Source organism: Streptomyces lacrimifluminis, from assembly GCF_014646095.1.
Classification (GTDB): domain Bacteria; phylum Actinomycetota; class Actinomycetes; order Streptomycetales; family Streptomycetaceae; genus Streptomyces; species Streptomyces lacrimifluminis.
Genome location: NZ_BMMU01000017.1, coordinates 18,885 through 45,414, shown reverse-complemented (window position 1 = coordinate 45,414; position 26,530 = coordinate 18,885). Strand labels below are relative to the sequence as shown.

Genomic DNA, 26,530 nt, shown 5'->3' with positions numbered 1-26,530 from the left:
GGTCAGCCCGCCTCCGCCGCTTTGAGACTGGCGACGACGTGCTCGACGAGCCGCCCGACGGTGAGTTCGATGATCTCTTCGAAGTCCATCCCGGCCAGGAACTCGGCGAAGTTGACCCTGCTGCCGTACTTCTCCTCCAGCAGCCCGGCCAGGGTCACCAGGTCGATGCTCTCCAGTTCGAGGTCGCGGTTGAAGGTGGTGTCCATGCGGATCTCGACGTCGTCGATGCCGTACTCGTCGAGGAGGGTCGCGAGCATGCTCCTGATGTCGGCGAGCACCGCCTCCTCGTCGACGGTTCCGATCCGTTGCCCGTTGAGGCTCATTGCTCCAACTCCCTTTCCTGTGTGGCTGATCCGGTCGTCCAGGCCACGACGTACTTCCTTTCCGGCAGCCCGGGGGGATTGCCCGTCTGCTCGCAGTTCACGGTGTAGGCGGGGGCGAGCCGTCCGGAGACCGTGAGCCGGTCGCCCGTACCCGTGGCCTCCCGCACCGCGAAGTCCCGTGGCCGGCCGCCGAATCCGGTGCCCTCCGCCTTCGCGACGGCTTCCTTGGCGGCCCAGAAGCGGGTGAACCAGAGCGCCTCGGACTCGCCGTCGGCGGCCGACCTGGCCCGGAGCAGGGCGAGTTCGGCCGGGCCGAGGGCGGTGGCCAGCGTCGAGGCGTCCCGCTCGACGACCTCCTCGATGTCGATACCGGGCCCTGTACCCGGACCTCCGCCGGGGGCGGAAGCGGGTCGGTGCGGCCGTACGATCGCCACGCCCGCCTCGGCGCGGTGGGCGAGCGAGACGGCCAGCGGCGGCAGGTTCCGGCCGTGCAGCCCGGTGACGTACGGCCGCCCGGTCGGGTCGTTGTGCACCTGGATCTCGGCCGGGAACACGTCCCCCTCGCCCTCGCGTTCCCAGAGCCACCGCCGTACGGCGTCCTTGGCCGCGATCCGGCCGAGCAGCCACTGTCGGCGCCCGCGCGGCGCGTGCCGCTCGTACTGCGAACGCTCCTCCCCGCCAAGGGAGTTGCGCATAATGAGGTCGCGCGAGGCGAGGTCGGGCCAGCGTTCGTGGAGCAGTACCCAGCCGCCCGGCCGGCCCTGGGAGAGGGTGTTGCGCTCGGGGAAGCGTTCGACGGGCCTGGTCTGCGGGTCGTTGTCGAAGCGCCGGTCGTACCAGCCGCCGATCACGGCCCAGACCTGGCCGTCGACGGTCAGCTGGACGTCGGCTTCGAGGACGGTGTCGGTGAGCGAGGTGATCCGGACGAAGCAGTCGACGTCGGTGCCGGGTTCGGGGTGCGGTCCGTAGAACCTCATCTCCCGCATCCCGACCGGGAACACGACCGTCCGCGAGGTGCGCGTCGCCATGATCCAGTACCCGAGAATCTGCCCGACGTTGTCGAGGAGCGAGCCGGGCGCGGGCGGGGTCGTGATGACTCCCCGTACGTGCGCCTCCCCCATGGCGGTGAGCTCGGTGACCCCCTGGAACGCCGGGCCGTGGAACATCCAGCGCTCGCCGTAGAGCTGGGCGGCGGTGTGGTCGGGGGTGCGTTCGGTGGTGGGGTCGGTGGGCCAGGGGGTGGGGCAGGCGCTCAACTCCGGGTACCCGGTGGCGAGTTCGACGGTGGCTCGGGCTCGGGGGCCGAAGGAGACGGCACGGTGGGCGGGGTTCGCGGTGACGGGGGTGACTGTCACGTCCACGTCGAGGGGTGGGGTGGCGGTGAGCCACTGGTCGAAACGGGCGCCGTGGACGGCCACCGCCACGGCGCGGGTACCCGGTCGGGTCTGCTCCGCCGCCCGCTGGGCCTCGTCCATCATGTGCTGCACGATCGTCGTCGCCGGGACCACCGGCCACCGGTCGGCCACGTCCGGCCAGCCGGGGCGCTGCGGGAAGAAGCAGTGGTCGAGGAGGTACGGCATGGTGTCCGGGGAGACGTGGACCGTGGTGCGCCAGGAGGGTGAGGGATCCTGGGACGGCGGTGTTGGGGGGAGCGGTCGGGCGCCGGGGGCGCTTGATCGGGGGCGCGGCAGCGAGGACCCAGGCGCGGGGGCGGGGTGAGCGGCGGAGAGGGGCACGGCGCCCGGTGCGGGGTAAGGCGCCGAGCCCGGGGCGGTGGGGGGCGTGGTACCCGGTGCGGGGTAAGGCGCGCCGGCCGGGGTGGCTGTGGGCGGTGCGGACAGGCCGGAGGGCGTGCGGTAGGCCTGGGGGGAAGTCCCGGCGGGCATGGAAGGGGCCTGCCAGGAAGCGCCGACGGGCGGCACTGTGGCCTGCCGGGAAGCATCGGCGGGCGTCGCGGAAGCCTGCTGCGAAGCCCCGCCTGGTGTCGCGGGTGCCTGCCGAGCAGCCCGGGTTGGCGCGCTACCTCCCTGGCCGGCCAGACCGACGCCCCCGGCCGGATCCTGCGCGTCGCCCCCGGCGTAGGCCGCGGCGGAACCCGGAGGGCGGTGGCCCGCGCCGATCAGCTCGGCGGCGGTGTCCGCCGTCTCCCGCAGCAGGGCACCGAGTTCGGCGGCGGCCGGGAAGCGGCCCGCGAGTGCGTCCAGGGACGACGTCAGCGCGGCGGCGGCCGGGAGTCCGGCGGCACCGGGCACCTCCGTGACCCCCAACACTCCTGCGGCGCGCCGCCGTTGGGCCGTTGACGGGGCCTGGGCCGGAGCCCAGGCCGCATCCGGCGACGGACCGACGCCCGGCGGCGCGGCGGCGACCGGGGCCCCGGTGACCGCAGGCCCTGCGAGATTCAGCCCCGAACTCAGTTCCGCGCGCAGTCGCGTGAGCGTCGGTTCGTCGAGGGAGACGAGGGCGCCGCCCAGGTCGAGGCGCACGGGGAGTCGCTTGGACGGCCGATCCCCCCGCACGGAATTCCCGGCGCGGGCCGGTTCCGTGGAGCGGTCGGAGGGACCGGCAGCGTGGGGATCGGAGTTCCCGGCGGCGCTACCGGCGGCGGCGCCCGGCAGCGCGGGCACGGGCCCCCCGGCGCGGGCCGATGTCGCAGACCACTCGGCGGAGGCGGCAGCCTGAGGAACGGAGTTCCCGGTGACGCCCCCGGCGGCGGCACCCGGCAGCGCGGACACCAGACCCCCCGCGCGGGCCGAAGCCGCGGACCACTCGCCGGAAGCCGCAGCCTGAGGAACGGAGTTCCCAGTGGCGCCCCCGGCGGCGGCACCCGGCAGCGCGGACACCAGACCCCCCGCGCGGGCCGAAGCCGCGGACCACTCGCCGGAAGCCGCAGCCTGAGGAACGGAGTTCCCGGTGGCGTCGCTGGTGGCGGAGTGTGCCGGCATCGACACGAGGCTCCCGGCGCGGGCCGGTTCCATGGAGCGGTCGGAGAAGCCGGCAGTGTGGGTCGCGGAGTTGGCGGTGGCGTCAGTGGTGGTGGGGACCGTGAGCGCCGGGACCGTTGCCCTCCCCGATACCCACAACGCCGTTGCCACCCGCCGGAGTTGTGCAAGCCCGTCGCGGTGCGGGGAGTTGGCGGCGACGACCAGATGATCGCGCCCGGACAACGTGTCGCCGATGAGGGAGCCGAGCTGGCCGGTGCCGACCTGGACGAAGGTCCGGTGTCCGGCCGCGTACATCGCCTCGACCATCTGCCGGAAGCGAACCGGTTCCAGCAGATGCCGTACGAACAGCTCACGCACCGCCGATTCGGCCGCCGGGAAGGGTGCCGCCGTGGTCCCCGACCAGACCGGAACCGTCGGCGACTGGAGCCGGAAGCGGCTCGCGGCCTGCTTGATCGGGGCCAGATAGGGCGCCAGCATCGGTGTGTGGAAACCGGATTGGAAGGGCAGCACCTGGCTGAGCACACCCCGGGCACGGAACGCCCGGACGAACTCCTCGACCGCCGCGTCCGGGCCGCACACCATCGACTGGCTCGGCGCGTTGTCGTGCGAGAGCACGATTCCGGCGTCCGTCCAGCCCTCCTCGGAGAGCGCCGCGAGGACCCGTTCGGCGGGCGCGCCGAGCGCCCCGAACGCCAGCCCCGGCACAGTCACCGTGTCGGGGTCGAAGGTCGCCATGAAGGCGCCGACCTCGTCGCCGTCGTACAGCCCTGCGGCCGTCATCGCCGTCCACTCGCCGACGCTGTGCCCGGCCACCGCGTCGGGCACGACGCCCATGCGGCGCAGCGCCCGGTCGAGCAGCAGCCCGACCCCGACGACTCCGAACCCGTGCCGGCCCACGTCCCCGACCTCGGCCCGTTCGCCGGTCGGGAGCACACCGTCCAGACCGAAGTGGGCGGCGATGTCGTCGACGCGGGGCTCGAAGTCACCTTCGAGGCCCGGGAAGACGAAGGCCAGACCACCCAACTCGCCTTCCGTGTCCGCCCGTAGCGGATCCGGCCGGAACCATACGTCGCTACGGCCCTGCCACGTCAGCCCCTTGGCGACCGCACGGCGGGCCAGCTTGAGCCGCTTCGCGGTCGGGTCGACGATGCCGAGGCGGGTGGGCCCGGCCTGCGGATGTGTGCGGGTGGCGTCGAGACCGGTGGCGAGTACTGCCGTGTCGTCCGCGTCGAGGAGGGCGGCGAGGCCGTCGGGGGTGTCGGCGGCGAGCAGGAGGACGCGTTCGGACTCGATGACGGTGACCGTCGGTCCGGGGGAAGCCGTCTTTCGCTTACGCGCGCCGGGCGCCTCCTCCAGCACCACATGGGCGTTGATCCCGCCGAACCCGAAGGCGTTGACCGCCGCCCGGCGTACCGGCTGTTCGGCTGTCGTCTCCCAGGGCGCCGCCCTGTCCAGTGGGCGGAAACGCGTGGCCAGGAGGGCCGGGTTCGGGTCGTCACAGTGGAGGGTGGGCAGGAGCATGCCGTGGTGGACGGCGAGGGCGGCCTTGACCAGGCCCGCGACCCCGGCGGCGGGCATGGTGTGCCCGATCATCGACTTCACGGAGCCGATCACCGCCGGCCCACCGCCGCCCGCGCCTTCGCTCTCCGGGGGCCCGAACACCTCGGCCAGTGTGGCCAGTTCGGCTGCGTCACCGGCGGGGGTCGCCGTGCCGTGGGCCTCCAGGAGGCCGACCGAACCGGGCTGGGCGGGGTCGAGTCCGGCGGCCCGCCAGGCCTGGCGTACGGCGTGGGTCTGGCCGCCGGGGTCGGGGTTGACGAGCCCGGCGGCCCGGCCGTCGCTGGCGACGCCGGTGCCCCGGATGACGGCGTAGATCCTGTCGCCGTCGCGCTCGGCGTCCGCGAGGCGCTTGAGGACGACCACGCCGGTGCCCTCACCGATCAGAATGCCGTCGGCGCCCCGGTGGAAGGGGCGGATGCGCTGGCTGGGCGAGAGGGCGCGGAGTTGCGAGAAGACGCTCCACAGGGTGATGTCGTGACAGTGGTGGACTCCCCCGGCCAGCATCACGTCACAGCGCCCGGACGCCAGTTCGTTCACCGCCTGGTCCACGGCCACCAGCGAGGAGGCGCACGCCGCGTCCACTGTGTACGCGGGTCCGCGCAGGTCGAGGCGGTTGGCGACCCGGGAGGCGGCGAGGTTGGGCACGAGTCCGATCGCCGACTCGGGGCTGTCGGGGCCGAGCCGGTCCGTGAACGCCTCACGGACACGGGCGAGTTGGGCGGAGTCCAGGTCTGGCAGCAACTCGCCCAGCGTGCGGACGAGTTGACTTGCCGTGCGGACCCGCTGGTCGAGCCGGACCAGTCCGGGGGTGAGGTAGCCGCCCCGGCCGAGGACCACGCCGATGCGGTGCCGGTCGGGGAGGTGGTCGTCGCCGCCCGCGTCGGCGAGGGCGGCGGCGGCCACGTTGAGGGCGATGAGCTGGTCGGGCTCGGTGCCGGACACGGAGTTCGGCATGATCCCGAACCGGGTCACCTCCACCTCCGCCAGCCCGTCCACGAACCCACCGCGCCGGCAGTACACCTGGTCGGCGACAGCGCGGCCACCGGCGGAGTCCGGCCGGTAGTAGGCGTCCGCGTCCCAACGCCCGTCCGGTACCTCGGTGATGGCGTCCGTGCCGGCCAGCAGGTTCCGCCAGTAGGAGTCGAGGTCGGCGGCGCCGGGCAGCAGCACCGACATGCCCACGATGGCCACAGGCGTCGACGTGCCGTCCGCTGACCGTGTGTGACGATCCGTCATGTCCGTTACCAGCCCGACGAGGTGTAGACCACGGCGCCCGCCGACTCCTCGCCCCAGGCCAGTTCGCGGAGCAGTGCGGCCGTGCCCTCCTCGGGATCGATGAGCCTGACTCCGCGCCGGGCGTACTCGCGCCCGAGTTCGGGGGTCACCATGCCGGTGTGACCGCCGGTCGGTGCCCACGGTCCCCAGTGCACGGTCAGGGCCCGCTGCCCGGTACGGGACGCCCAGGCGGCGCCGAGGCTCTGGAGGGCGTCGTTGGCGGCGGCGTAGTCGACCTGGCCCCGGTTGCCGAGGACGGCCGAGATACTGCCGAACAGGATGGCGAAGGCGGGGCTGTTGGGGAGCTGCTCCAGCGCCGCGAGCAGCGTTTCGGCACCGGCCGTCTTCGTCCCGTAGACGCGCTGGAAGGACTCGGGGGTCTTCTCCGCGATGAGCCGGTCCTCGATCACCCCGGCCGCGTAGACGACACCGTCGAGGCGGCCGTGTTCGGCGTGGATCTCCTTCACGGCCTGGAGTGCCGCGTCCTGTTCCCTGAAGTCGACGGAGTGGTAGCGGGCCGGGCTGCCGAGGGCCTTCAGTTCGTCGAGGGTGGCGGTGATCTCCCGTTGGGCGAGCAGGAGTTCGGTCTCCCGGCTGATCTCGGCGGGGGTCAGTCCGCCCCGGGCGGCGAGGGCGGCACGCAGTTCGGTCCGGGTACGGGCGGCTGTCGTGGCCGCGTCCTCCGGGCCCTCCGGTGCGGGTGTCCGGCCGAGCAGTTCGATCCGGCAGCGGGAGGCGGACGCCAGCGCGGCGGCGAACTTCGCGGTGATGCCCCGCGCCCCGCCGACCAGCAGCACCACGCTGTCCCGGTCCAGTCCGAGGGCGGCGGCCTCTGCGGCTCCGTCCCCGGCCGGCCCGGCTCCGGTGGTACCGAGTGCGCCCAGCGGGGTCTCGACCAGCTCAAGTCCGTGGCGTCCGGCGGCCGTTCGCAGGACGACCGGGGTGCGGTCGGAGGCGAGCAACTCCCCGAGCAGTGCGTCGGCGACAGCGGCGGCCCCCGTGTCGTCGTCGGCGAGGTCGATGATCCGCGCGTCCATCTCCGGGTACTCCCGGGCGACCGTGCGGAAGAGCCCGTGCAGGCCGGCCGACCTCAACTCGGCGCCGTCCGGGCCGCCTTCCGTGGCCGCCCGTACGGCGAACAGCCAGCGTGGGCCGAGCCCCAGGGCCGCTTTGAGCACGGGGAACGCGTCGGGCAGCACCGGCGGCCGGGACGAGGCCAGCGGGTCGAGGAACAGCACCCCGTCCACCGGCCCGTCCGCCCCGGTCAGCAAATGCTCGGGGCCCAGGACGACTGCTTCGGCGCCGTGCCCGGCGAGCCGCGCGACGACCTCCCGGGCCACCGCGCCGCCGTCGTCGTCACCGAGGAGCGCGAACCGCTTTCCGGCCAGTACGGCGGCGGGGTCGACGCTCGCGGGCCCGGTCCCGTTCGGGGTCCCGTTCCGGTCCTGCTGCTCCAGCAGCACGGGCCGCAGCTGGAAGCGCTTCGGCGCCTCCCCGGTGATCTCCGGGGACGCCTCGGCCGCCTCCGGCCGGAGAGGCTGCGGTGGCGCCCCCTGCTCCTCGACTTCGCCCGGGCCGGTGAGCCGCGCCGCCAGCCACGCCGTCACGGAAGCCGCAGTGCGGGCCTTGGCGAGATCCTCCAACTCGGCATCACCGAGCACCACGAGGTCACCACCACCCCCGACACCCAACCGCTGCGCCAACTCACCAGCGATCTCAGCCCGCTTGATCGAATCGATGCTCAGATCGGCCTCCAGATCAAGATCCGGCTCGATCATGTCCACCGGATACCCGGTCCGCTCACTGATGATCTCCAACACCACCCCCAACACATCCGCCTCCGTGAACCCCACAGCGACGGGAACGGGAGCAGGCGCGGGCTGGGACACGGCCGTCGTGAGCCGCGCCGCCAGCCACGCCGTCACGGAAGCCGCAGTGCGGGCCTTGGCGAGATCCTCCAACTCGGCATCACCGAGCACCACGAGGTCACCACCACCCCCGACACCCAACCGCTGTGCCAACTCACCAGCGATCTCAGCCCGCTTGATCGAGTCAATGCTCAAGTCAGCTTCCAGATCAAGATCCGGCTCGATCATGTCCACCGGATACCCGGTCCGCTCACTGATGATCCCCAACACCACCCCCAACACATCCGCCTCCGTGAACCCCACAGCGACGGGAACGGGAGCGGGCGCGGGCACGGCATAGAGCGCGGGCGGATACGTGGGCGCGGGCACCGCCTGCTGAACCTGGGCCTGAGCCACCCGCAGCGGCTCCGGGGCCGCCGGCACGGGCGTCCACTGCCCCGGTGCCGCGCCGAAGTACGTAAGGAGTACGTCCCGTTGGGCGGCGACCATCTCGCGGCTGGCGCGCAGGAACTCGGAGATCAGCGCGTCCCTGCCACCGGCCGGGGTGCCGTCCTGGTGATTCGCGGTCACTGTCGTTGTCTCCACTACGCGTCGGGCCGGTGCGAGAGCACCGGGGAGGAGGTCGCCGGCGGCGGTGCGGACCAGATGGCCGTCGACCGTCCAGCCGGGCCGCTTCGGTGCCTTGGTCCGGGTCGCGTCGACGGCGTCGCGCCCGTGGAACAGCCATCCGGTGCGCACCGGCAGCCCCGCGACGGCCAGTTGGGCCAGCGCGTCGAGCCAGCCGCGCAGTCCGCTGTCGGGCCGCGGTTCACAGGCGACCGTGCGATGCGGGCGGTCGCCGAGGATCTGGCCGACCAGCCGGGTCAGTACGGAACCGGGCCCGGCCTCGACGAAGATGCGGGCGCCCGCCTCGTACATGGCCTCGATCTGGGCGACGAAGCCGACCGGGGCGCCGATCTGGGCGGCGAGTTCGGCACGCACCGCGTCGGCGTCGGCACCGTACGGGGTGGCCGTCCGGTTGGACCACACCGTGAACTCGGGTGTGTGGATGGGTTGTTGGGCCAGCGCAGTCGCGAATCGTTCCCCGGCCCCGGCGACCAGCGGGCTGTGGAAGGCGCAGGCGACGGGGATGCGCTTCGCGCCGAGCCCGGCGCCACGCAGCAGCCGTACTGCCTCGTCGACGGCTTCGGTGGGGCCCGAAATCACCGTCTGCTTGGGCGAGTTGTGGTTGGCGACGACGACGGAGGCGGGTGCGCCCGCGGCACGCAGGGCGGCCGTGACGTCCTCTGCGCCCGCCGAGACCGCCGCCATGGTGCCCGGGTCGTCGCCGCCCGCCTTGCCCGCGGCCGAGAGGATCGCGGCGGCGCGTTCGGCACTCAGCGTGAGGAGGGTCTCCGGGTCGAGGGCGCCGGCCGCGCTGAGGGCGACGAGTTCGCCGTAGCTGTGTCCGGCGGCCATGTCGGGGCGTACGCCTGCCGTGGTGAGGAGGGCGTGCGCGGCGAGGCCGGCGATGCCCAGGGCCGGCTGGGCGACGCGGGTGTCGGTGAGCGCGGTGTGCTGGCGCTCACGGGTGGTGTCGTCGAAGGCGGTGGGCGGGTAGAGGAGGTCGGCGTGGTCGCCGCCGAGTTCCAGGTAGTACTGGAGTTCGGGAAGGGCGACGAACACGTCGGCGAGCATCCCGGTCCGCTGGCTGCCCTGCCCGGGGAAGAGGAAAGCGACCTGGCCCGAGGTCTCCTGCTGGTTCTGTGCGAGGTGGACGCCGGCGCGCGGATCGTGCTCCCCCGCCAGTGCCCGACGCAACTGCCCGACGAGCCCTGCCGTGTCCGTCGCCACGACCGCCACCTGCACGGGTTCGTGGCGGGCGTCGGAGCGGCGCGCGGCGGCGAGCGCGAGATCGCGCAGCCGCCAGGGCTGCTCGTCCCGCGCCGCCTTCAGCACGTCCTCGATGGCCCGCCGGGCCCCCGCCGGGTCGGCCGCCCGGAACGTGAACAGTTCGGCGGGCCAGGCGTCGAGCCCGTGCGCGGGCGGGGCGGAGTCGGCGTGGGCCTCCAGCACCACATGGAAGTTGGTGCCGCCGAAGCCGAACGCGCTGAGCCCCGCGAACCGTTCGCGTGCCGGGGCCGCCCAGGGCCGCGCCTGTCCGTGGAACACGAACGGGCTGCTGCCCGCCTCCCAGGCGGAGTTGGGCTTGCTGACGTGCAGGGTGGGCGGTTTGACGCCGGTGTGCAGGGCGAGCACGGTCTTGATGAGCCCGGCGAGTCCGGCGGCGCACTTGGTGTGCCCGATCTGCGACTTGACCGAACCGAGGGTGACGGCACCCGACTTGGCACCCGCCTCGCTGAACACCTCGCTCAGGATGGCGAGTTCGGTGCGGTCACCGACCACGGTCCCGGTGCCGTGCGCCTCGACGAGCCCGACCTCGGCGGGCGACACCCCGGCGTTGCGGTACGCCCGTTGCAGCGCGGCCCGTTGCCCCTCGGGCCGGGGAGCCGTCAGCCCGAGCGAACGCCCGTCGCTGGAGCTGCCGACACCCTTGATGACCCCGTAGATCCGGTCGCCGTCACGCTCGGCGTCAGCCAGCCGCTTCAGGACGACACACGCGACGCCTTCCCCCAGGGCGATCCCGTCCGCCGAGCTGTCGAAGGCGCGCGAACGTCCGGTCGGGGACAGAGCGTGCACGGAGGAGAAGAGCACGTAGTCGTTGATGCCGTTGTGCAGATCGGCTCCGCCGCACAGCACGACGTCGCTGGTCCCGCCCACCAGTTCCTTGCAGGCGACGTCGACGGCGGCCAGGGAGGAGGCACACGCGGCGTCGACCGTGTAGTTGGCGCCGCCGAGGTCGAGCCGGTTGGCGATCCGGCCGGAGATGACGTTGGCGAGCATGCCGGGGAAGGAGTCCTCGGTGAGCCTGGGCAGCTGGTCCGCGAGCCCGTCCGGGACCTTGCCGTAGTACGAGGGCAGTACGGCCCGCAGCGTGCCCGCGTTGGACAGGTCGCTGCCGGCCTCCGCGCCGAAGACGACAGAGGTGCGCGAGCGGTCGAACTCCCGCCCCCGGTCCCCGTATCCGGCGTGCGTCAGGGCCCGCCGGGCGGCTTCGAGCGCCAGCAGCTGGACGGGCTCGATGCTGCCGAGCGAGGTGGGTGGAATGCCGTAGGACAGCGGGTCGAAGGGGATCCGGGGCAGGAAGCCGCCCCACTTGGACGGTGTGACGCCGCCGTCCCCGGCCTCCTGCGAGTAGTGCACGGCGGGGTCCCAGCGGTCGGCCGGCACCTCCCCCACCGCGTCGTGACCGCCGAGGACGTTCGCCCAGAAGGAGGCGAGGTCGGGCGCGTCCGGGAACATGCAGGCCATGCCCACGACGGCGACGTCGAGGGGCGCGGGCGCCGCCGCCTCTTCGGGCGGATGCACACCGAGCCGCTCCCGCAGCTGGGCCGCCCGGTCGGTGAGGAAGTCGGCGGCGCCGTCCGCCACGGAGTGGTGCAGCGCGTCGATGGTCGTGGTCGCCGAGCGCAGCACGACGACTTCCCCGGCCATGAACATGCCCTCGGTGAGCTGCCGTTGCTCGTTCACGGTCGCCAACTCGCCTTCGGCGTCCCGTTCGATGCCCTTGCTGGCGATCCGCAGCCGCCCGACGTTGAGCCGCTCCAGCCGCTCCCAGATCTGCCGCTCGGGCACCCCGCTCGCCCGCAACTCCGATTCGAAGTCACGGTAGTTGTCGCTGAACGGGCTGGGTACGCACCGGGTGGCATGACCGGGCGCCGTCTCCAGCAGTGCGGTACTGGTCGCGTCGACGACCTGTCGCTGGAAGAGCGGCTGGACCGCGCCGCAGTCCACGGCCTCCTCGGTGAACAGATAGGCGGTACCCATCAGTACCCCGACGGACGCACCGCGCGCGGTCAGCGGAGCGGCGAGGGCGGCGACCATCGCGGCCGACCGCTCGTCGTGGACGCCGCCCGCGAAGAACACCTCGATCCGCTCGGCATCACTGTCCGTGGCCCCAGCCAAGTAGTCGTCGATGACCGCGAGTTGGGCCTCCCAGAGCGGAAAGCTGCCACGTGGTCCGACATGCCCGCCGCACTCCGACCCCTCGAACACGAACCGGCGGGCCCCTGCTTCCAGGAACTGCTTCAGCAGCCCCGGCGAGGGCACGTGCAGGAAGGTGCTGATCCCGGCCCGCTCCAGTGCCTCGGCCTGGGCGGGCCGGCCGCCCGCGATGACGGCGTGCGTGGGCCGAAGCTCCCGTACGGCTTCGAGCTGGGCGTTTCGCAGCTCCTCGGGCGCGAATCCGAGCACGCCGACACCCCAGGGCCGGTCGTCTCCGACGGCTTCCCGGGTCTCGGCCAGCAGGGTCCGGGTCTGCTCGCCACTGGCGAGGGCCAGCGCGACGAAGGGCAGCGCGCCGCCCCCGGCGACGGCCGCGGCGAACCCCGCCTGGTCGCTGACCCGGGTCATCGGCCCCTGGGCCAGGGGGAGTTGAGTGCCGAGGGCCCGGCTCATGGGGGACCCGGCACGCAACGCCCGTACGGGCCCGTCACCGCGTGAGGCGTCCCGTACGTCACCGCGTACGCCCTCCTGGACAACGTCTCGCACGACATCGCGCACCGCGTCGGTGAGGGCGCGGACCGTGCGGGCGGTGTCGCCCCAGCGGGCGGCGAAGCGGGCGGCGAGGAAGCCGTCCTGGCCGACCGGGAGGAGTTGGGTGCGCGGGTCCTGGGCGCCGAGCATCTCCGCGACCGCCGCCGGATCACCGGCCGGGACGGACGGGGCGTCGGGGCCACGCCGGTGCAGTACGCGGTGACCGGCCACGACGACGGTCTCCGAGCCGTCCATCGAGCGCAGCGCGGCGGCCGTCGCCTCCGGCAGCGAGGACTCGGCGAGCAGGGCGAGTTGACTGTCGAGCACGACGCCCGCCGCTCCCCCGGCGACGGCGGCGGCGGCCGTACGGGGGCCGATGCCACCGCGGGCCCAGACAGGAAGGTCGATGGCGGGTTCGGCGAGCAGCCGTTGCAGCAGGACAAAGGTGCTGAGGTCGCCGATCCGGCCGCCGCCGTCGCTGCCCCGGGCGATCAGCCCGTGCGCACCGGCACGGACGGCCGCGAGGGCCTCCACCAGGTCGGTGACCTCGACGAGGACCCGGTGGCGGGCGGCGACCTCGGCGATCGGCCGGAACGCGTCGGCGGCATCGGGGGCGAGGATCACGGTGTCGGGGCCGCCGTCACCGACCAGGTCGGCGGGGGTGAGCCGGCAGTGGGAGCCGATCCGTACGCCGTAGCGGAAGCCGGGCGCGGAGGACGCGGCGACGCGGCGTATTCGCGCCAGCGCGTCTCTGGCTCTCCGGTCGCCGAGGCCCAGGTCGAGTACCCCCATACCGCCTGCGCGGCTGACGGCGGCGGCGAGCCTGGCATCGGGCTCGCCGAACGGGGTGACTCCAATGATCATGTCAACGGCGCGCACGGCAGACGTCATGATTCTCCGAAATATTCGGTGAAACTGCACGGTGGGGGTTTTGTGTGACGCGGACGCACTTCACCTCAGGGGGGAAACCATCGGGAAGCTAGCGCCGACATTACTCGCGAGTCAACATGGCGTGGAACATTCCGTATGCGGCCGATTCCATTCGGCCACCAGCGCCCGGCCACCCCAAGTCCCGAAAAACCGCCCAATTCCAATCAGTTTCGACGTCACCGCAGACCCGGTGGCACGCCCCGCCCGACAGCGAGCTGCCAGAAATCCGGTTGAATTCACTTCCGCCTCACGCCTCGGAAACACGGTGGGCGGGCGAAGGAAACCTTGTAAATTCTTCATGTCAGCATCCCGGCGGCCGAATCCGGGCACACCTGAGAGGCCCCTTCGGCACGGCCATAGACCCCTGCCGGGCGACACTGACAGACCATCTAATTCCACACCCCCTCCGTGAACAAGAGGCAGGACACAACAGAACCGAGGCGACCTCCCCGGCGGAAACCCGGGAGGATCGGCTCGTTGCGGGGCTGGGGCGCCGTCAGACCTGCGCCTGTGCCTGGGCCTCCGACACCTCGGGAGCGAGGGCGTCCGGCACCACCCCGGTCACCGATGAGCGGCGGCGGGTCGACGCTCATCGGTGACGCGCGGCTCCAGCGATGAGGTCCTCCGAGAGGGCGGCGGCCCTCGACACCCGCCGACCAGGCGCAGCGCCTTCTCACCGTCCGGCGCCAGATGCCTGAGGCGGGTCCGGACGCTTGAGACGGGTCCGGACAGTGCACACACGTTTCGCACTTGAAGCGTGAACCACCTCCGGCATGAATTGCCTCTGGCATGGGCAGAGTTGAGGTGCGCCGACCGTCCCGCGCCACACCCGGGGAGGCAGCCTCGTCATGCACCCCGAGCCGGATGTTCACCAACGCCCCACTGCCGCCCGCCGGGTCGTCGTCACCGGCCTGGGTGCCGTCACGCCGTTCGGTGTCGGAGTCCCCGACCTCTGGCGGGGACTCCTCGAAGGCCGGTGCGCGATAAGGGAGTTGACCGGCGAGGAGTTCACCGGCCTGCCGGTCCGCGCGGCGGGCACGGTCCCCGTGGACCCGGCAGGACTGCTCCCCCGGCCCCAGGCCCGCCGGATGAACCGGGCCGCCCAGTTCGGCGTACTGGCGGCGCGCGAGGCCTGGCGGGACGCGGGCTTCGACGGTTCGGGCACGGAGGCGAGCGGCCTGTCCCCCGAGCGCGTGGGGGTGTCGGTGGGGGCGATCCTGGGCGACGCGTCGGTCCTCGTCGGCGGCGACCGCAGACTCCGCGACAAAGGCCCGCGAGCGGTCTCGCCGCTCACCACCCCCATGACGGTACCGTCGCAGACGGCGTCCCAGATCTCGCTGGCCCTGCGGATCACGGGCGAGGCCCGCACGGTGACCAGCGCCTGCGCGTCGGGCACGGAGGCGATCGGCCAGGCCATCGACCGCATCCGGTACGGCCATGTCGACGTCGCCCTCGCGGGAGGCGCCGAGGCTGTCGTCACCCCGGCGATCATGGCGTCGTTCGCCGCGATGCGCGCCCTGTCGACGCGCCCCGCCGGGGACCTGCCGTCCCGCCCCTTCGCCAGGGACCGGGACGGATTCGTGAACGGCGAGGGCGCGGGTTTCCTGCTCCTGGAGTCCGAGGAGCACGCCCGGGCGAGGGGTGCCCGCGTCTACTGCGAGGCGGCCGGCTGGGGCCTGTCGGCCGACGCCCACCACATGGCGGCGCCCGATCCGTCCGGCACCGGAGTCGCGCTGGCCCTGCACCGCGCCCTGCGGGACGCCGGGGGCCGCCCGGCCGACGTGGTCCACGTCAACGCCCACGCCACGTCCACGATCGACGGCGACCTCGCGGAGGCGAACGCGCTGCGGGCGGTACTGGGCGCGGTGGGCACACCTCGCGTCCCCGTCACGGCCCTGAAGGGCCACCTCGGCCACCTCCAGGGCGCCGCGGGCGGGGTGGAGGCGGTGGCGACGGCCCTGACCCTGCACCACGGCACGATCCCGCCGACGATCGGCTGCGCGGAGGGGGACCAGGACGAGGCGATCGGCCTGGACGTGGTGAGGGGCGCCCCGCGCCCGTTGCCGGACCACGGCGACCTGGCCCTCAGCAACTCGTTCGGGTTCGGCGGCCACAACGCGGTGCTGGCGTTGCGGCGTGAACGCTTCGCTGGATAGGCGGTCCTTCCGCTGCGGGTCGGAGCAAGGTACGAGGAACGAGGAGATCACGCCGAGCGTTTGCGAGTGGCCGTCTTCTTGGCAACGGCCTTCTTGGCGACGGCCTTCTTCGCCGTGGTCTTCTTGACGGCGCCGGTCGACTTGTTGCCGGTGGTGGTCTTCCTGGCGGCGGCCGTCTTCGCCGTGGAGGTCGACTTCTTCCCTGCGTCGGCCTTGGGGGCGGCCTTGGGGGTGGCCGCCTTGGAAGGCGCAGCCTTGGACGCCGTACGACGCGCGGCACGCAGAGGCTTGACCTCCCCCTCCGCCGCGCCTTCCGCAGGCTCGCCGGCGGTGTCGCCGTTGCCGACGTGCTCGCCCCGCGACTCCTTCGCCTCCCGGACGCTCTTCTCCAGCGCGGCCATCAGATCGAGCACCTTGCCACCACCGCTCGGCGCCGGGGCGTGCGGAGCCTCCTCGCCGGCGGCCTTCGCGGCGATGAGTTCCTCGACGGCTTCGCGGTAGTCGTCGTGGAGGTCGGCGAGGTCGACCTCACCCAGGGTGTTCATGAGGGCATCGGCGAGATCGAGTTCCTGGTCCCGCACGGTGACACCGGTGTCCGGCGCGACACCGTCCGTGGCCCGGATCTCGTCGGGCCAGAGCAGCCCGTGCATGGCGATGACGTCGTCCACGACCCGCAGCATGCCGAGCCGCTCCCGCCCCCGGAGCGCGAACTTCGCGATGGCGACCTTCTGGCTGCGCTTCAGCGCCTCGCGCAGCAGGGTGTAGGGCTTGGCGGCCGGAACCCCGTTCGCGGAAAGGTAGTAGGCCGTGTCCATCTGCAGCGGATCAATACGATCGGCGGGCACGAACGCGACGATCTCGATGGTCTTGGCGGTGGGCAGAGGCAGCGACGCCAGATCGTCGTCGGTGATCGGGATCATCGCCCCGTCGGCACCCTCGTACGCCTTGCCGATCTCGTCCGCCCGGACCTCGCGGTCCTCCATCTCGCACACCTTGCGATACCGGATGCGCCCGCCGTCCTCGACGTGGATCTGCCGGAAGGAGATCGAGTGGCTCTCGGTGGCGTTGACGAGCTTGATCGGGATGCTGACCAGCCCGAAGGAGATGGCGCCGTTCCATATGGATCGCACGAGGGGAAACCTTCCTCGGAGGGTAAAGGGTGGCTTTGCCCTGTTTTCGTGGGATTCTCATCGTATGACGCCGATCACGGAGGTGGAGGGGCGAAGGGTGGCGCTCTCCAACCTGGAGAAGGTGATCCACCCGGCGACAGGCTTCACCAAGGGCGAGCTGCTCCACTACTACGCCACCACGGCGGACGTCCTTCTCCCCCACCTCCACGACCGCCCGGTCTCCTTCCTCCGCTACCCGGACGGTCCCGACGGCCAGGTCTTCTTCACCAAGAACGTGCCGCCCGGTACGCCCGACTGGGTCACGACGGCAGAGGTCCCGCGCTCGGAGGGCCCGGCGCGCATGGTCCTGATCCAGGATCTGCCGAGCCTCATGTGGGCGGCGAATCTGGTCACGGAGTTCCACACCCCCCAGTGGCTGATCGACGCCCCCGGCGAGGCCGACCGCCTGGTCATGGACCTGGACCCCGGCCATCCGGCGACGATCGTCGAGTGCTGCGAGGTCGCGCTCTGGCTGCGGGAGCGACTGACGGCGGACGGATGGCAGACGTACGCGAAGACGTCCGGCTCGAAGGGCATGCACCTCCTGGCAGCACCGGCGGCCCGAACCCCGTCCGGCAAGATCACGGCGTACGCGAAGGACCTGGCGGTCGAGGCGGAACGCGCCCTCCCCCACCTGGTCGTCCACCGCATGAAGCGCAGCCTGCGCCCGGGCAAGGTCTTCGTCGACTACAGCCAGAACGCGGCGCGGAAGACCACGGCAACGCCGTACACCCTCAGGGCGCGGGCAGAGCCGACCGTCTCGACACCGGTGACGTGGGAGGAGGTGGCGGGGTGCACTGATCCGGCCCAACTCACGTTCGGGGCACCGGCCATCGGCCCCCGACTCCAGGCGTACGGAGACCTGCTGGCGCCCCTACTGGGTGAATAGGGCTCGGGTTCCTGGGAGAAGGAATATCAGCGGCCCGGAGAGCTCCGCGACGATGCCGGTGCGGAAGTCGCTGGGTCCACGTTCGTGACCCTACGCAGCCCGTCCCGCAACTTCACGCGCATATCAAAAGTGGAGCGCTCGCGATGAGTTGGCTGTGGTCGAGCCGTCCGGGAACTCTCGCCCGGCTGCCGTCACACCCGCCCCCAACTCCCCCGATCCCGAGCCACCGCATGCAGCGCCTCCACGTCCGCCGGTTTCAGTACGCCCCCCAGCCGCATCAGTTCCGACAGATCCGTGTCCTGGAGCACCCTGACCTCCCGCAGCGGAACGGTGATCCTCAGGTCGGCCGGGCCCGCCAGGGCCAGGAGGGGGTGGACCTCGGCTGTCAGCGCGTACGAGGCGCGGTCGGCGTCCGAGCGCACCCGGCGCAGTAACGGGTGCGGGTCCCGGCGGCCGAGCGAGACCATCGGGTCGGCGACCAGTACCCGCTGTTTACGGGCGTACAGCGTGTGCACCGCGAACAGCCCTCCGGGGCCGATCACCAGGTGGTGGATCCGGTCGCCGCCGGGCAGCGGGAGCGAGTGCAGGGTGTGCCAGCCCGCGCCCTCCAGCGCCTCCAGCGCCTCGCCCACCGCCTGTTCCGCCGTCAGGGCACGTCGTCGGGGGTCCGGGCGGAGGCGGTGAGGCGGGCCCGGGTCGCGGTCCAGGGCGATCTGGAGGGCCTCGCCGGGACGGTTCGGGGCCAGGTCGTCATCGGGGTGGAGGGAGAGGCGGGCGAGTTCCGCCGGGGTCGGGACCGGGGGCGGGCCCACTGTCACCGGGCCCGTCAGAAACGGGGCCAGGGCTTTCAGTACGTCCGCTCTGAGGTCGTCGCTCAGCAGGTTGACCCGGGACGACTCACGGTCGTACCAGGCGATGTTCCGCCCGTCCGTCAGGCACACGTACAGCCGTTCGTGACCTTGGCGCCAGGCCGGTACGACACGCAGTCCGCTCATCCACCATCACCCCAATCCCCGCATGGCCATGGGAACAGGCGGGGTGCTGCCGGGGCAAGGACCCGGTTACCTTTGAAGGGAGTTGGGGCGGAGTCGGGTGCCCGAGTGGGGGAGGCGGCGTAGTTGCGGACCCGCAGGAAGGAGCCCGACGTGCCGGCTCCGGGCGAACCGTGGAGCGAGATCGTGCCCGGGCTGTGGATGGGTGGACACGAGTTCACCCGGCGCCCGGGAGAGCTTGGGTTCGCTGTCGTGCACGATGAGTTCGACCTGGTCATGACCCTGCTCAAGCTGCCCGGGTACGGGCCCGATCCCGGTATCGAGCATCTCGTGTGGTCCATCCCGGACGGGCCGCTCGACGGGACCCAGCTCGCCGGTGTGATCCGGCTCGCCGAGGCGGTGTGCACGGCGCTGGAGGACGGGCGCAAGGTGCTCGTGCGCTGCTACAGCGGCTACAACCGGTCGGGGCTCGTCGTCGCGCACGCCCTCGTCCTCGACGGGCACGACACCGACGAGGCGATTCGTCTCATCCGGTCCCGCCGCTCCCCGTGGGCCCTGCACAACGAGCGGTTCGTCGAGTATCTGCGGACCGGGCTGTCCACGGCCCGGTTGCTGGAGGAGCTGACGGAGTAGCCCGCCCCGCAAAATGCGACTTCCCTGCGAATAAGGTGTCGTGTGTTCGTGTGTCGTCTACGGGACGACCCGCCCGCCCTCCCCTTCCCGACCCCGACGCAGGAGCGCAGTGGACGCCAGCCGCACCTCCCGCGCCGCCCGCCCCGCCCTCGCCCTGCGCGTCTCCCGCGTCTCCCGCATCTCCCGCATCTCCCGCATCTCCCGCGCCACCCTCGCCGTCCTCGCCCTCGCCCTCGCCACGGTCACCTCCGCCTGCGGTGACGCCGGTGGGCTGCGCGGTGCCGGCCCGACCGCCACCGCCGTCAGCCCCGCCCGGCTCTGGCCCGAGCTGCCCGCCGCCTCCAGCCCCGCCTGGGACTACGGCGAGGCCGAGACCGAGACCGTGAAGGGCGTCACCGCCCCCGGCGACGACATCCACAAGGTCGACCCCGTGGCCGTCGTACGGGCGGAGATCGCCAGGCACGCCGACACCTACACCGCCGACGGCTCCCCGTACACCGGGACGGCCACCCGGATGGCCGCCTGCGGCCGTAAAGGCGGCAGCGGGGGCGGTACCGGCGCCTGTCCCGTCCTCAAGGCCTACTACCGCGACCTCACCGGCGACGGCCGCGACGACATGGCCCTCGGTTTCCGGCTGCTGCCGGGCAACGGAACAGCCGTACGCGTGTACACCTTCCAGCGGCACAGGCTGGTGCAGATCATGGCGAACGACGACGCCGTGACCGCCGTGCAGCTGGCCGGCCGGGCCGTGATCATCCGCTCGCCGTCGCAGATCCCTGGGTACGAGTACCGCACCCAGTGGACCTGGGACGCCGACCAGAAGGCGATGCTGCTCACGCGGGACGAGTTCCTGCGTACCGGCGAACCCCAGCGCCTCACCCCGCCCCTGCCCGCCTCCTCCGCGAGCGCCCGGTGAGGGTCGCGCTGCCCGGATGGGCGGGCACCCTCGCCGCCAAGGCCGCGCTGTTCATCACCGGGATGTGCTGCGCCCTCGCCGCCCTGCTCGGCGTCCTCGTGCATGTCTCGGTGACCCACCAGACCGTCGACCAGGCCCGCGACCGCGCCCTGTCCCGCCTGGTGGAGGCCACGGCCGCGTACGAGGCCGGGGACGCTCTGCGGCCCCACACCGGGATCGATCCCGAGGGGCTGCCGAAGGCGCTGCGGACGCTCGCTGCGGCCGGGGAGCGCGGCACGATGGTCACCGACCACGACGGGGTGCCGACGATGTGGGCGGCCGGTCCCGCGGACGGCGGGCACGCGCTCGCCGTGGCCCTCGACTACTCGCAGAGCGCCCGTACGATCGACGGCCTCGACCGCGCCATCCTGTGGTCGTCGGGCCTCGCCATCGGCGCGACGCTGCTGGTCGGCGCGTTCGCGGTGACCCGGGTGACCCGCAGGCTGCACGCGACCGCCCAGGTGGCCCGCCGGATCAGCGCCGGCGATCTGGACGCCCGCGTCGGCGACGCCCGTACGCAGGACCCGAACCGCTCGCCGGACGAGGTCGCCGCCGTCGCCGCCGCCCTCGACACCATGGCGGCCTCGCTGCAACGGAAACTGCTCAGCGAGCAGCGCTTCACCGCCGATGTGGCCCACGAGCTGCGCACCCCGCTCACCGGGCTCCACGCGGCGGCCGAACTGCTGCCGGCCGGGCGGCCGACCGAGCTGGTCAGGGACCGGGTCGCCGCGCTGCGTACGCTCACCGAGGACCTGCTCGAGATCTCCCGGCTGGACACGGGCAAGGAGCGGCTGGAGGTCGACACCGAGGCGCTCGGCGCCCTCGCCGAGCGGGTCGTGCGGGCGGTACGGGCCTCGGGAACCGCCGGAGCCGACACGGAGATCGTCGTCGTCCGTGACGCCCTCGTCGACACCGACCGGCGCCGTCTCGAACGGGTACTCGGGAATCTGGTCGCCAACGCCCACCGTCACGGCCGTACCCCCGTGACGCTGACCGTCGACGGGCCCGTGGTGACCGTGCGGGACCACGGTGAGGGTTTTCCGGAGTACCTGGTGGAGCACGGGCCCCAGCGGTTCCGTACGGAGGGCGGCGCGACCGGTCACGGGCTCGGGCTGACGATCGCGTTGGGCCAGGCGGAGGTACTCGGTGCCCGTCTGGCTTTCGCCAACGTGCCGGAGAGTGAGGGCGGTGGCGCGCTGGCGACGCTCGCGCTGGCCGAATCACGGGGGCTCGCCACCAACGGCCCAGCGTGACGGGCGCCTTACACGAACCACTCCTAGCGTGGTGATCAGTCAGCTCTGTCCTGCCAAAGGAGCCCACATGTCACCGCGGACCACCCTGACCCGCCTCGGCATAGCCGCCGCCGGCACCGCTCTCTCCGTCGGCGCCGTCACCCCGGCACTGGCGAGCCCCGCCGACGACGACTGGGGCAACAGCTGGAACCAGCAGCAGCAACAGAACAGCCAGAGCAGTCAGAACAACCAGAGCAACCAGAGCAACCAGAGCAACCAGCAGAACGGCAACAGCAACAGCGACTGGGGCCAGCACAACAACTCCTCCAGCAGCAGCGACGCCGTCCTCTACAAGGGGATCGTCACCGCCAACGGCGGGCTGCGGCTGCGCAGCGCGCCGAACCGCGGCAGCGCGATCATCCGGGTCGTCCCGAAGGGCGCCATCGTCACCATCTTCTGCAAGGTCGGCGGCGAGAACGTCGACGGCAACTCGCTCTGGTACCTCCTGACGGACGGTACCTGGGCCTGGGGCGCCGCCCGGTACATCGACAACATCGGCGCCGCACCGCGCTTCTGCTGACCCTGGCCCTGACCCGGCACAGCGTCACGCAACATTCCATGGGTTTTGGGTAGATTCCGGACATGACGAAGCCCGGAACCACCGTGGCGGCGGAGTACGAGGAATCCCCGAAGCCCTGGCTCTCGGAGCCCGCCGATCCCTCCGCTCCCGCCCCGCGCGTCCCCCGGCGCCGGGGCATCGAGCTGGCCCTCCTCGTCGTCGCCGTCCTCCTCTCCGTGTACGGCTACTGCGACGTGGGCCTCGCGAGGAACGGCACCGTCCCACCCGGCGCCGCCGGTTACGGCGCCGGGCTCGGTGTGCTCGCGCTCCTCGCCCACCTCGCGGTGCGCCGGCGCGCCCCCTGCGCCGACCCGCTCCTGCTGCCCATCGCCGTGTTGCTCAACGGCCTCGGCCTGGTCCTCATCTACCGGCTCGACCTGGAGACGCCGGGGCACCGGGCCGCCCCCGCCCAACTCGTCTGGTCCACGGTCGGCGTGGCGCTGTTCATCGTGGTCGTCGTCCTGCTGCGCGACCACCGTGTCCTCCAGCGGTACGCGTACGTCTGTGTGGCCGCCGCCCTCGTCCTGCTCATCCTGCCGATCTTCTTCCCGGCGGTGAACGGGGCCCGCATCTGGATCCGGATCGCCGGATTCTCCTTCCAGCCGGGCGAGTTCGCGAAGGTGCTGCTGGCGGTGTTCTTCGCGGCGTACCTCGCCGCCAACCGGGGCGCGCTCGCGTACACGGGCCGCCAGATCTGGCGGCTGCGTTGGCTCCAGCTGCCCACCGGGCGCGTCCTCGGTCCGATCGTCGCGATCTGGCTGATCAGCGTCGGCGTACTGATCCTCGAACGCGACCTCGGCACCTCGCTCCTCTTCTTCGGCCTCTTCGTCGCCCTCCTGTACGTCGCCACGGGCCGTACCGGGTGGATCGCGGTCGGCCTGCTGCTGGCCGCGCTGGGCGCCTTCGCCGTCGGCACCCTCGAACCGCACGTCCACAGCCGCGTCGAGGACTGGCTGCACCCGTTCGCGACGATCGAGGCCGGTCAGGGACCCAACCAGCTCTCCCAGTCGCTGTTCGCGTTCGCGGCGGGCGGCATCCTCGGCACCGGCCTGGGCCTCGGCCATTCGATCCTGATCGGCTTCGCGGCCAAGTCGGACTTCATCCTGGCGACGGCGGGCGAGGAACTCGGGCTGGCCGGCCTCTCCGCGATCGTCATCCTGTACGCCCTTCTGGTGGAGCGCGGCTACCGGGCCGGCCTCTCGCTGCGCGACCCCTTCGGCCGGCTCCTCGCGGTCGGTCTCGCCTCGATCGTGGCCCTGCAGGTGTTCGTGATCGCGGGCGGGGTGTCGGGCCTCATCCCGCTCACCGGTATGGCGATGCCGTTCCTGGCGCAGGGGGGCTCGTCCGTCGTCACCAACTGGATCATCGTGGCGCTGCTGATCCGGATCAGCGACTCGGCCCGACGGCAGCACAAGGACGACGACGGGCAGCCCACACCATGACGAGACAACCCGAACGGGCAAGAAAACCACGGCAGATGACCCGCTGCATCAAGCACGCCGCCCTCTTCTGCGCCCTGCTGCTCCTCGCCCTCCTCGTCAACATCACCCGCGTCCAGGTCGTCCAGGCGCAGCGCTACGACGACAACACGGCCAACCGCCGTCAGGTCATCGCCCGTTACGGCCAGCCGCGCGGCGCCATCCTGGTCGGTGACCGGCCGGTCACCGGGTCCGCCGACACCGGCGAGCAGCTCCGCTACGAACGGACGTACAAGAACGGCCCGCTGTACGCCCCGGTCACCGGCTTCGCCTCGCAGGTGTACGGCACGACGTTCCTGGAGCACGCGGAGGACGGCATCCTGTCGGGCACCGACCCGCTGCTCTCCCCGTTCCCGCTGTGGAACGACGTGACGCGCGCGCAGAACGCCGGCGGCGACGTGGTGACCACCATCGACCCGGCCGCCCAGCAGGCCGCCTACGAGGGTCTCGGCGGGCGCAAGGGCGCGGTGGCGGCCGTGGAGCCGTCGACCGGGCGCATCCTCGCCCTGGTCTCCGCACCGTCGTACGACCCGGCGGCCCTGTCCGGCAACGGGCGTTCCGTGGAACGGAGTTGGCGTCGGCTGAACCGCGATCCGGACAAGCCGATGCTCAACCGGGCGGTGCGGCAGACCTATCCGCCGGGTTCGACGTTCAAGGTGGTCACGGCGGCGGCGGCCCTCGACGCGGGGGTGGTGACCGATCTGGACGAGCCGACCCGCTCCCCCGACCCGTACCGCCTCCCCGGTACGTCCACGGCGCTGACGAACGAGGGCGACGGCTGCGCGGACGTCTCGTTGCGGGCCGCGTTCACCTGGTCCTGCAACACGGTCTTCGCCAAGCTGGGCGTGGAGGTGGGCGTCACCGACCTGGCGACGACGGCGGACGGGTTCGGCTTCAACGACGCGGGGCTGCGCATCCCCTTCTCGGTCGCGCGGAGCACCTTCGACCGCCACGTCGACAAGGCGCAGCTGGCGCTGTCCGCGATCGGCCAGTACAACACGCGGGCCACACCGTTGCAGATGGCGATGGTCGCGGCGGCGGTCGCGGGCGGCGGCCAGGTGCCCGCCCCCTATCTGGTGGAGCGGACAACCACCGCGCACGGCACGACGGTTGCGACCTCGGGGGTACGGAGCCGACTGCGGGCGATGAGTCCGTCGACCGCCGTACGGATGCGTGAGCTGATGCGGGACGTGGTGGAGCGGGGCACCGGCACGAACGCGGCGATCCCCGGCGCCACCGTCGGCGGCAAGACCGGCACCGCCCAGCACGGCGTCGGCAACTCCGGTACGCCGTACGCCTGGTTCATCTCCTGGGCGCAGGGCGAACGGGACGTCGAGCCGACGGTGGCCGTCGCGGTGGTGGTCGAGGACGCCTCCGCCGACCGTACGGACATCAGCGGGGGCGGGACGGCGGCGCCGATCGCGCGGGCGGTGATGGAGGCGGTGCTCGGCGGGTGAGAAAAGGGGGTGCGGGGGCCGCACCCCCGACCTACCGTGCGGCCCATGACGTCATCGCCTTCCGAAGCCGCGTACGAACTCGCCCAGGTCAACATCGGCCGCCTCAAAGCCCCTTTGGACTCAGAGCAGTTGAAGCCGTTCGCCGACGGCCTCGCCCCGGTGAACGCCGTCGCCGACGCCTCGGACGGATTCGTCTGGAGGCTGCAGGACGACACGGGCGACGCCACCGACTTCCGCGTCTTCGACGAGTGGACCCTGGTCAACATGTCGGTGTGGCGGGACACCGACGCCCTCACGGCGTTCATGTACCAGGGGCGGCACCGGGAGTTGCTGGCGCGTCGCCGGGAGTTCTTCGAGCGGCTGGAGGAGGCCGTCACTGCTCTGTGGTGGGTGCCGGCGGGACACCGGCCGACGGTGGAGGAGGCGGAGGCCCGCCTCCTCCATCTGCGTGCGCACGGACCGACGGAGTACGCGTTCACCCTGCGGACGTCGTTCCCGCCGGGCCCGGCGAGCCCGCTGACGGCCCCGGCACCGGGCGTCGCGCCGGACCCTGCACCGGAGTCGCTCAGCCGATCGGCTTCCTGATCTCGTCGCGGATCCTGACGGCGGTCTCGGCAGCCGCCGCCAGGTCCACCTGAGCGGGCTTCTTCGTGACCGTGTCGGCGGTGATCTCGGCGATGGAGGCACCGGTGTTGCCGTCGACCCAGCCGCAGACGGGGATGGTGAGTTCCGTACCGAGCTGGGTCTGGACGAGCACCTCGCAGGTGACGGTGACGTCGGCGCCGGCCGGCTTGAAGTCCTTGGGCTTGACGGCGACCTTGGCACCTTCGCCGCCGGCCGCGCCCTCCATCATGTTGTCGCGGGCGAGCTCGGTGTTCTTGAACCGTCCGTACATGCCGGAGACCACCAGCGTGCCCTTCGCCTGGTCGCCGCCGAGGCTGTACTGACCGACAACGGCCTTGGTGTCCCTGGCGTCCCAGGCACCGTCGGCCTCCTCCTCGATGGCCTTGCCCTCGGAGCGGGAGAGGTCGCCGGCGAGCTCGTACTTCTCGTCGAGGACCTTCTGCGGCAGCGTCAGCTTGTACTCGGCCTCGGGAAAGCCGGCGTCGGACTTGGTCCCGATCCACACGAGCACACCCACACCCACCACGACCAGCGCGACGACACCGCCGACGATGCCGAGGATCAGCCCGAGCCGGCTCTTCTTCGGCGGCGGCGCCATCGGGGCACCCCAGGGGGCGGGGCCGGGCGCGCCGTAGGGCTGCTGCCCGTAGGGGAACGGGGGCGGTGCCTGCCCGCCGTACGGTCCCGGCTGCTGCGGGGCCTGGTGGGGCGGCGGAGGCGGCTGCTGACCGTAGGGCCCCGAGGTCGGGGGCGGGCCGTAGGGGTTGTCGGGCGGCTGGGGCGGCGGAGTCGTGGACACGCCAGCACGCTACTGCACCCGGGTGAGCGGGTGAGCCGCGCACAGGGCTGCGCG

15 protein-coding genes are annotated in these 26,530 nt (G+C 72.4%); 9 read left to right on the top strand and 6 right to left on the bottom strand.

Annotated elements, in window-relative coordinates; all coding sequences use genetic code 11:
• Positions 1-2: 2 nt before the first annotated feature.
• From IEY89_RS24020 to IEY89_RS24005, 3 genes are read right to left on the bottom strand one after another with little or no spacing between them, the layout of a single operon-like run.
• The gene (locus tag IEY89_RS24020; protein ID WP_189149554.1) at positions 3-323 is read right to left on the bottom strand and encodes an acyl carrier protein; all 321 of its coding nucleotides are present in this window, start codon (positions 321-323) and stop codon (positions 3-5) included.
• Positions 320-6,061: a type I polyketide synthase gene (locus IEY89_RS40885; protein ID WP_229695397.1), complete on the bottom strand. Its 5,742-nt coding sequence runs from the start codon at positions 6,059-6,061 to the stop codon at positions 320-322. Before IEY89_RS40885 ends, IEY89_RS24020 begins: the two co-directional genes overlap by 4 nt.
• Positions 6,062-6,066: 5 nt before the next feature.
• Complete coding sequence (locus IEY89_RS24005; RefSeq protein WP_229695396.1) at positions 6,067-13,407, bottom strand: type I polyketide synthase; 7,341 nt, start codon at positions 13,405-13,407, stop codon at positions 6,067-6,069.
• Between the two features lie 914 nt (positions 13,408-14,321).
• Between IEY89_RS24005 and IEY89_RS24000 the strand changes: the two genes are divergently transcribed.
• Positions 14,322-15,629, top strand: coding sequence for a beta-ketoacyl-[acyl-carrier-protein] synthase family protein (locus IEY89_RS24000; protein WP_189149552.1), 1,308 nt, complete (start codon positions 14,322-14,324; stop codon positions 15,627-15,629).
• A 47-nt stretch (positions 15,630-15,676) separates the two neighbouring features.
• On the opposite strand, the gene ku is transcribed toward IEY89_RS24000, so the two are convergent.
• Entirely contained in the window at positions 15,677-16,759 is a 1,083-nt protein-coding gene (gene ku, locus IEY89_RS23995) for a non-homologous end joining protein Ku (RefSeq protein WP_189149551.1), read from the bottom strand.
• A gap of 64 nt (positions 16,760-16,823) precedes the next feature.
• Here ku and ligD point away from each other — a divergent pair, with 64 nt between their 5' ends.
• The gene (ligD, locus tag IEY89_RS23990; RefSeq protein WP_189149550.1) at positions 16,824-17,687 is read left to right on the top strand and encodes a non-homologous end-joining DNA ligase; all 864 of its coding nucleotides are present in this window, start codon (positions 16,824-16,826) and stop codon (positions 17,685-17,687) included.
• A 191-nt stretch (positions 17,688-17,878) separates the two neighbouring features.
• Here the strand turns inward: ligD and IEY89_RS23985 are convergent, their stop codons facing one another.
• Positions 17,879-18,682 carry a nuclease-related domain-containing protein gene (locus IEY89_RS23985; RefSeq protein WP_189149549.1) on the bottom strand — a complete coding sequence of 268 codons (804 nt, stop codon included), beginning with the start codon at positions 18,680-18,682 and terminating at the stop codon, positions 17,879-17,881.
• Positions 18,683-18,805: 123 nt separating this feature from the next.
• On the opposite strand from IEY89_RS23985, the gene IEY89_RS23980 reads away from it, so the two are divergent.
• From IEY89_RS23980 to IEY89_RS23950, 7 genes are all read left to right on the top strand, one after another.
• Complete coding sequence (locus IEY89_RS23980) at positions 18,806-19,312, top strand: protein-tyrosine phosphatase family protein (RefSeq protein ID WP_229695395.1); 507 nt, start codon at positions 18,806-18,808, stop codon at positions 19,310-19,312.
• 178 nt (positions 19,313-19,490) lie between these two features.
• Positions 19,491-20,228, top strand: coding sequence for a hypothetical protein (locus IEY89_RS23975; protein ID WP_189149659.1), 738 nt, complete (start codon positions 19,491-19,493; stop codon positions 20,226-20,228).
• Complete coding sequence (locus IEY89_RS23970) at positions 20,225-21,520, top strand: ATP-binding protein (RefSeq protein WP_189149547.1); 1,296 nt, start codon at positions 20,225-20,227, stop codon at positions 21,518-21,520. The genes IEY89_RS23975 and IEY89_RS23970 overlap by 4 nt, the downstream gene beginning before the upstream one ends.
• 67 nt (positions 21,521-21,587) lie before the next feature.
• Positions 21,588-22,079 carry an SH3 domain-containing protein gene (locus IEY89_RS23965; RefSeq protein ID WP_189149546.1) on the top strand — a complete coding sequence of 164 codons (492 nt, stop codon included), beginning with the start codon at positions 21,588-21,590 and terminating at the stop codon, positions 22,077-22,079.
• 62 nt (positions 22,080-22,141) lie between these two features.
• On the top strand, positions 22,142-23,560 hold the full coding sequence (locus IEY89_RS23960) for an FtsW/RodA/SpoVE family cell cycle protein (protein WP_229695394.1): 1,419 nt from the start codon (positions 22,142-22,144) through the stop codon (positions 23,558-23,560).
• A gap of 35 nt (positions 23,561-23,595) precedes the next feature.
• On the top strand, positions 23,596-25,053 hold the full coding sequence (locus tag IEY89_RS23955; protein ID WP_189149545.1) for a penicillin-binding transpeptidase domain-containing protein: 1,458 nt from the start codon (positions 23,596-23,598) through the stop codon (positions 25,051-25,053).
• A gap of 45 nt (positions 25,054-25,098) precedes the next feature.
• Positions 25,099-25,638 carry a DUF3291 domain-containing protein gene (locus tag IEY89_RS23950; RefSeq protein ID WP_189149544.1) on the top strand — a complete coding sequence of 180 codons (540 nt, stop codon included), beginning with the start codon at positions 25,099-25,101 and terminating at the stop codon, positions 25,636-25,638.
• On the opposite strand, the gene IEY89_RS23945 is transcribed toward IEY89_RS23950, so the two are convergent.
• Positions 25,619-26,476 carry a sulfur globule family protein gene (locus IEY89_RS23945; RefSeq protein ID WP_189149543.1) on the bottom strand — a complete coding sequence of 286 codons (858 nt, stop codon included), beginning with the start codon at positions 26,474-26,476 and terminating at the stop codon, positions 25,619-25,621. The genes IEY89_RS23950 and IEY89_RS23945 overlap by 20 nt on opposite strands.
• Positions 26,477-26,530 lie beyond the last annotated feature (54 nt).

Coding starts and splice junctions, on each gene's coding strand:
- IEY89_RS40885 (WP_229695397.1), bottom strand. CDS start 6,061: ATGACGGATCGTCACACACGGTCAGCGGACGGCACGTCGACGCCTGTG.
- IEY89_RS24005 (WP_229695396.1), bottom strand. CDS start 13,407: ATGATCATTGGAGTCACCCCGTTCGGCGAGCCCGATGCCAGGCTCGCC.
- ligD (WP_189149550.1), top strand. CDS start 16,824: ATGACGCCGATCACGGAGGTGGAGGGGCGAAGGGTGGCGCTCTCCAAC.
- IEY89_RS24000 (WP_189149552.1), top strand. CDS start 14,322: ATGCACCCCGAGCCGGATGTTCACCAACGCCCCACTGCCGCCCGCCGG.
- IEY89_RS23985 (WP_189149549.1), bottom strand. CDS start 18,682: ATGAGCGGACTGCGTGTCGTACCGGCCTGGCGCCAAGGTCACGAACGG.
- IEY89_RS23955 (WP_189149545.1), top strand. CDS start 23,596: ATGACCCGCTGCATCAAGCACGCCGCCCTCTTCTGCGCCCTGCTGCTC.
- IEY89_RS24020 (WP_189149554.1), bottom strand. CDS start 323: ATGAGCCTCAACGGGCAACGGATCGGAACCGTCGACGAGGAGGCGGTG.
- IEY89_RS23965 (WP_189149546.1), top strand. CDS start 21,588: ATGTCACCGCGGACCACCCTGACCCGCCTCGGCATAGCCGCCGCCGGC.
- IEY89_RS23950 (WP_189149544.1), top strand. CDS start 25,099: ATGACGTCATCGCCTTCCGAAGCCGCGTACGAACTCGCCCAGGTCAAC.
- IEY89_RS23960 (WP_229695394.1), top strand. CDS start 22,142: ATGACGAAGCCCGGAACCACCGTGGCGGCGGAGTACGAGGAATCCCCG.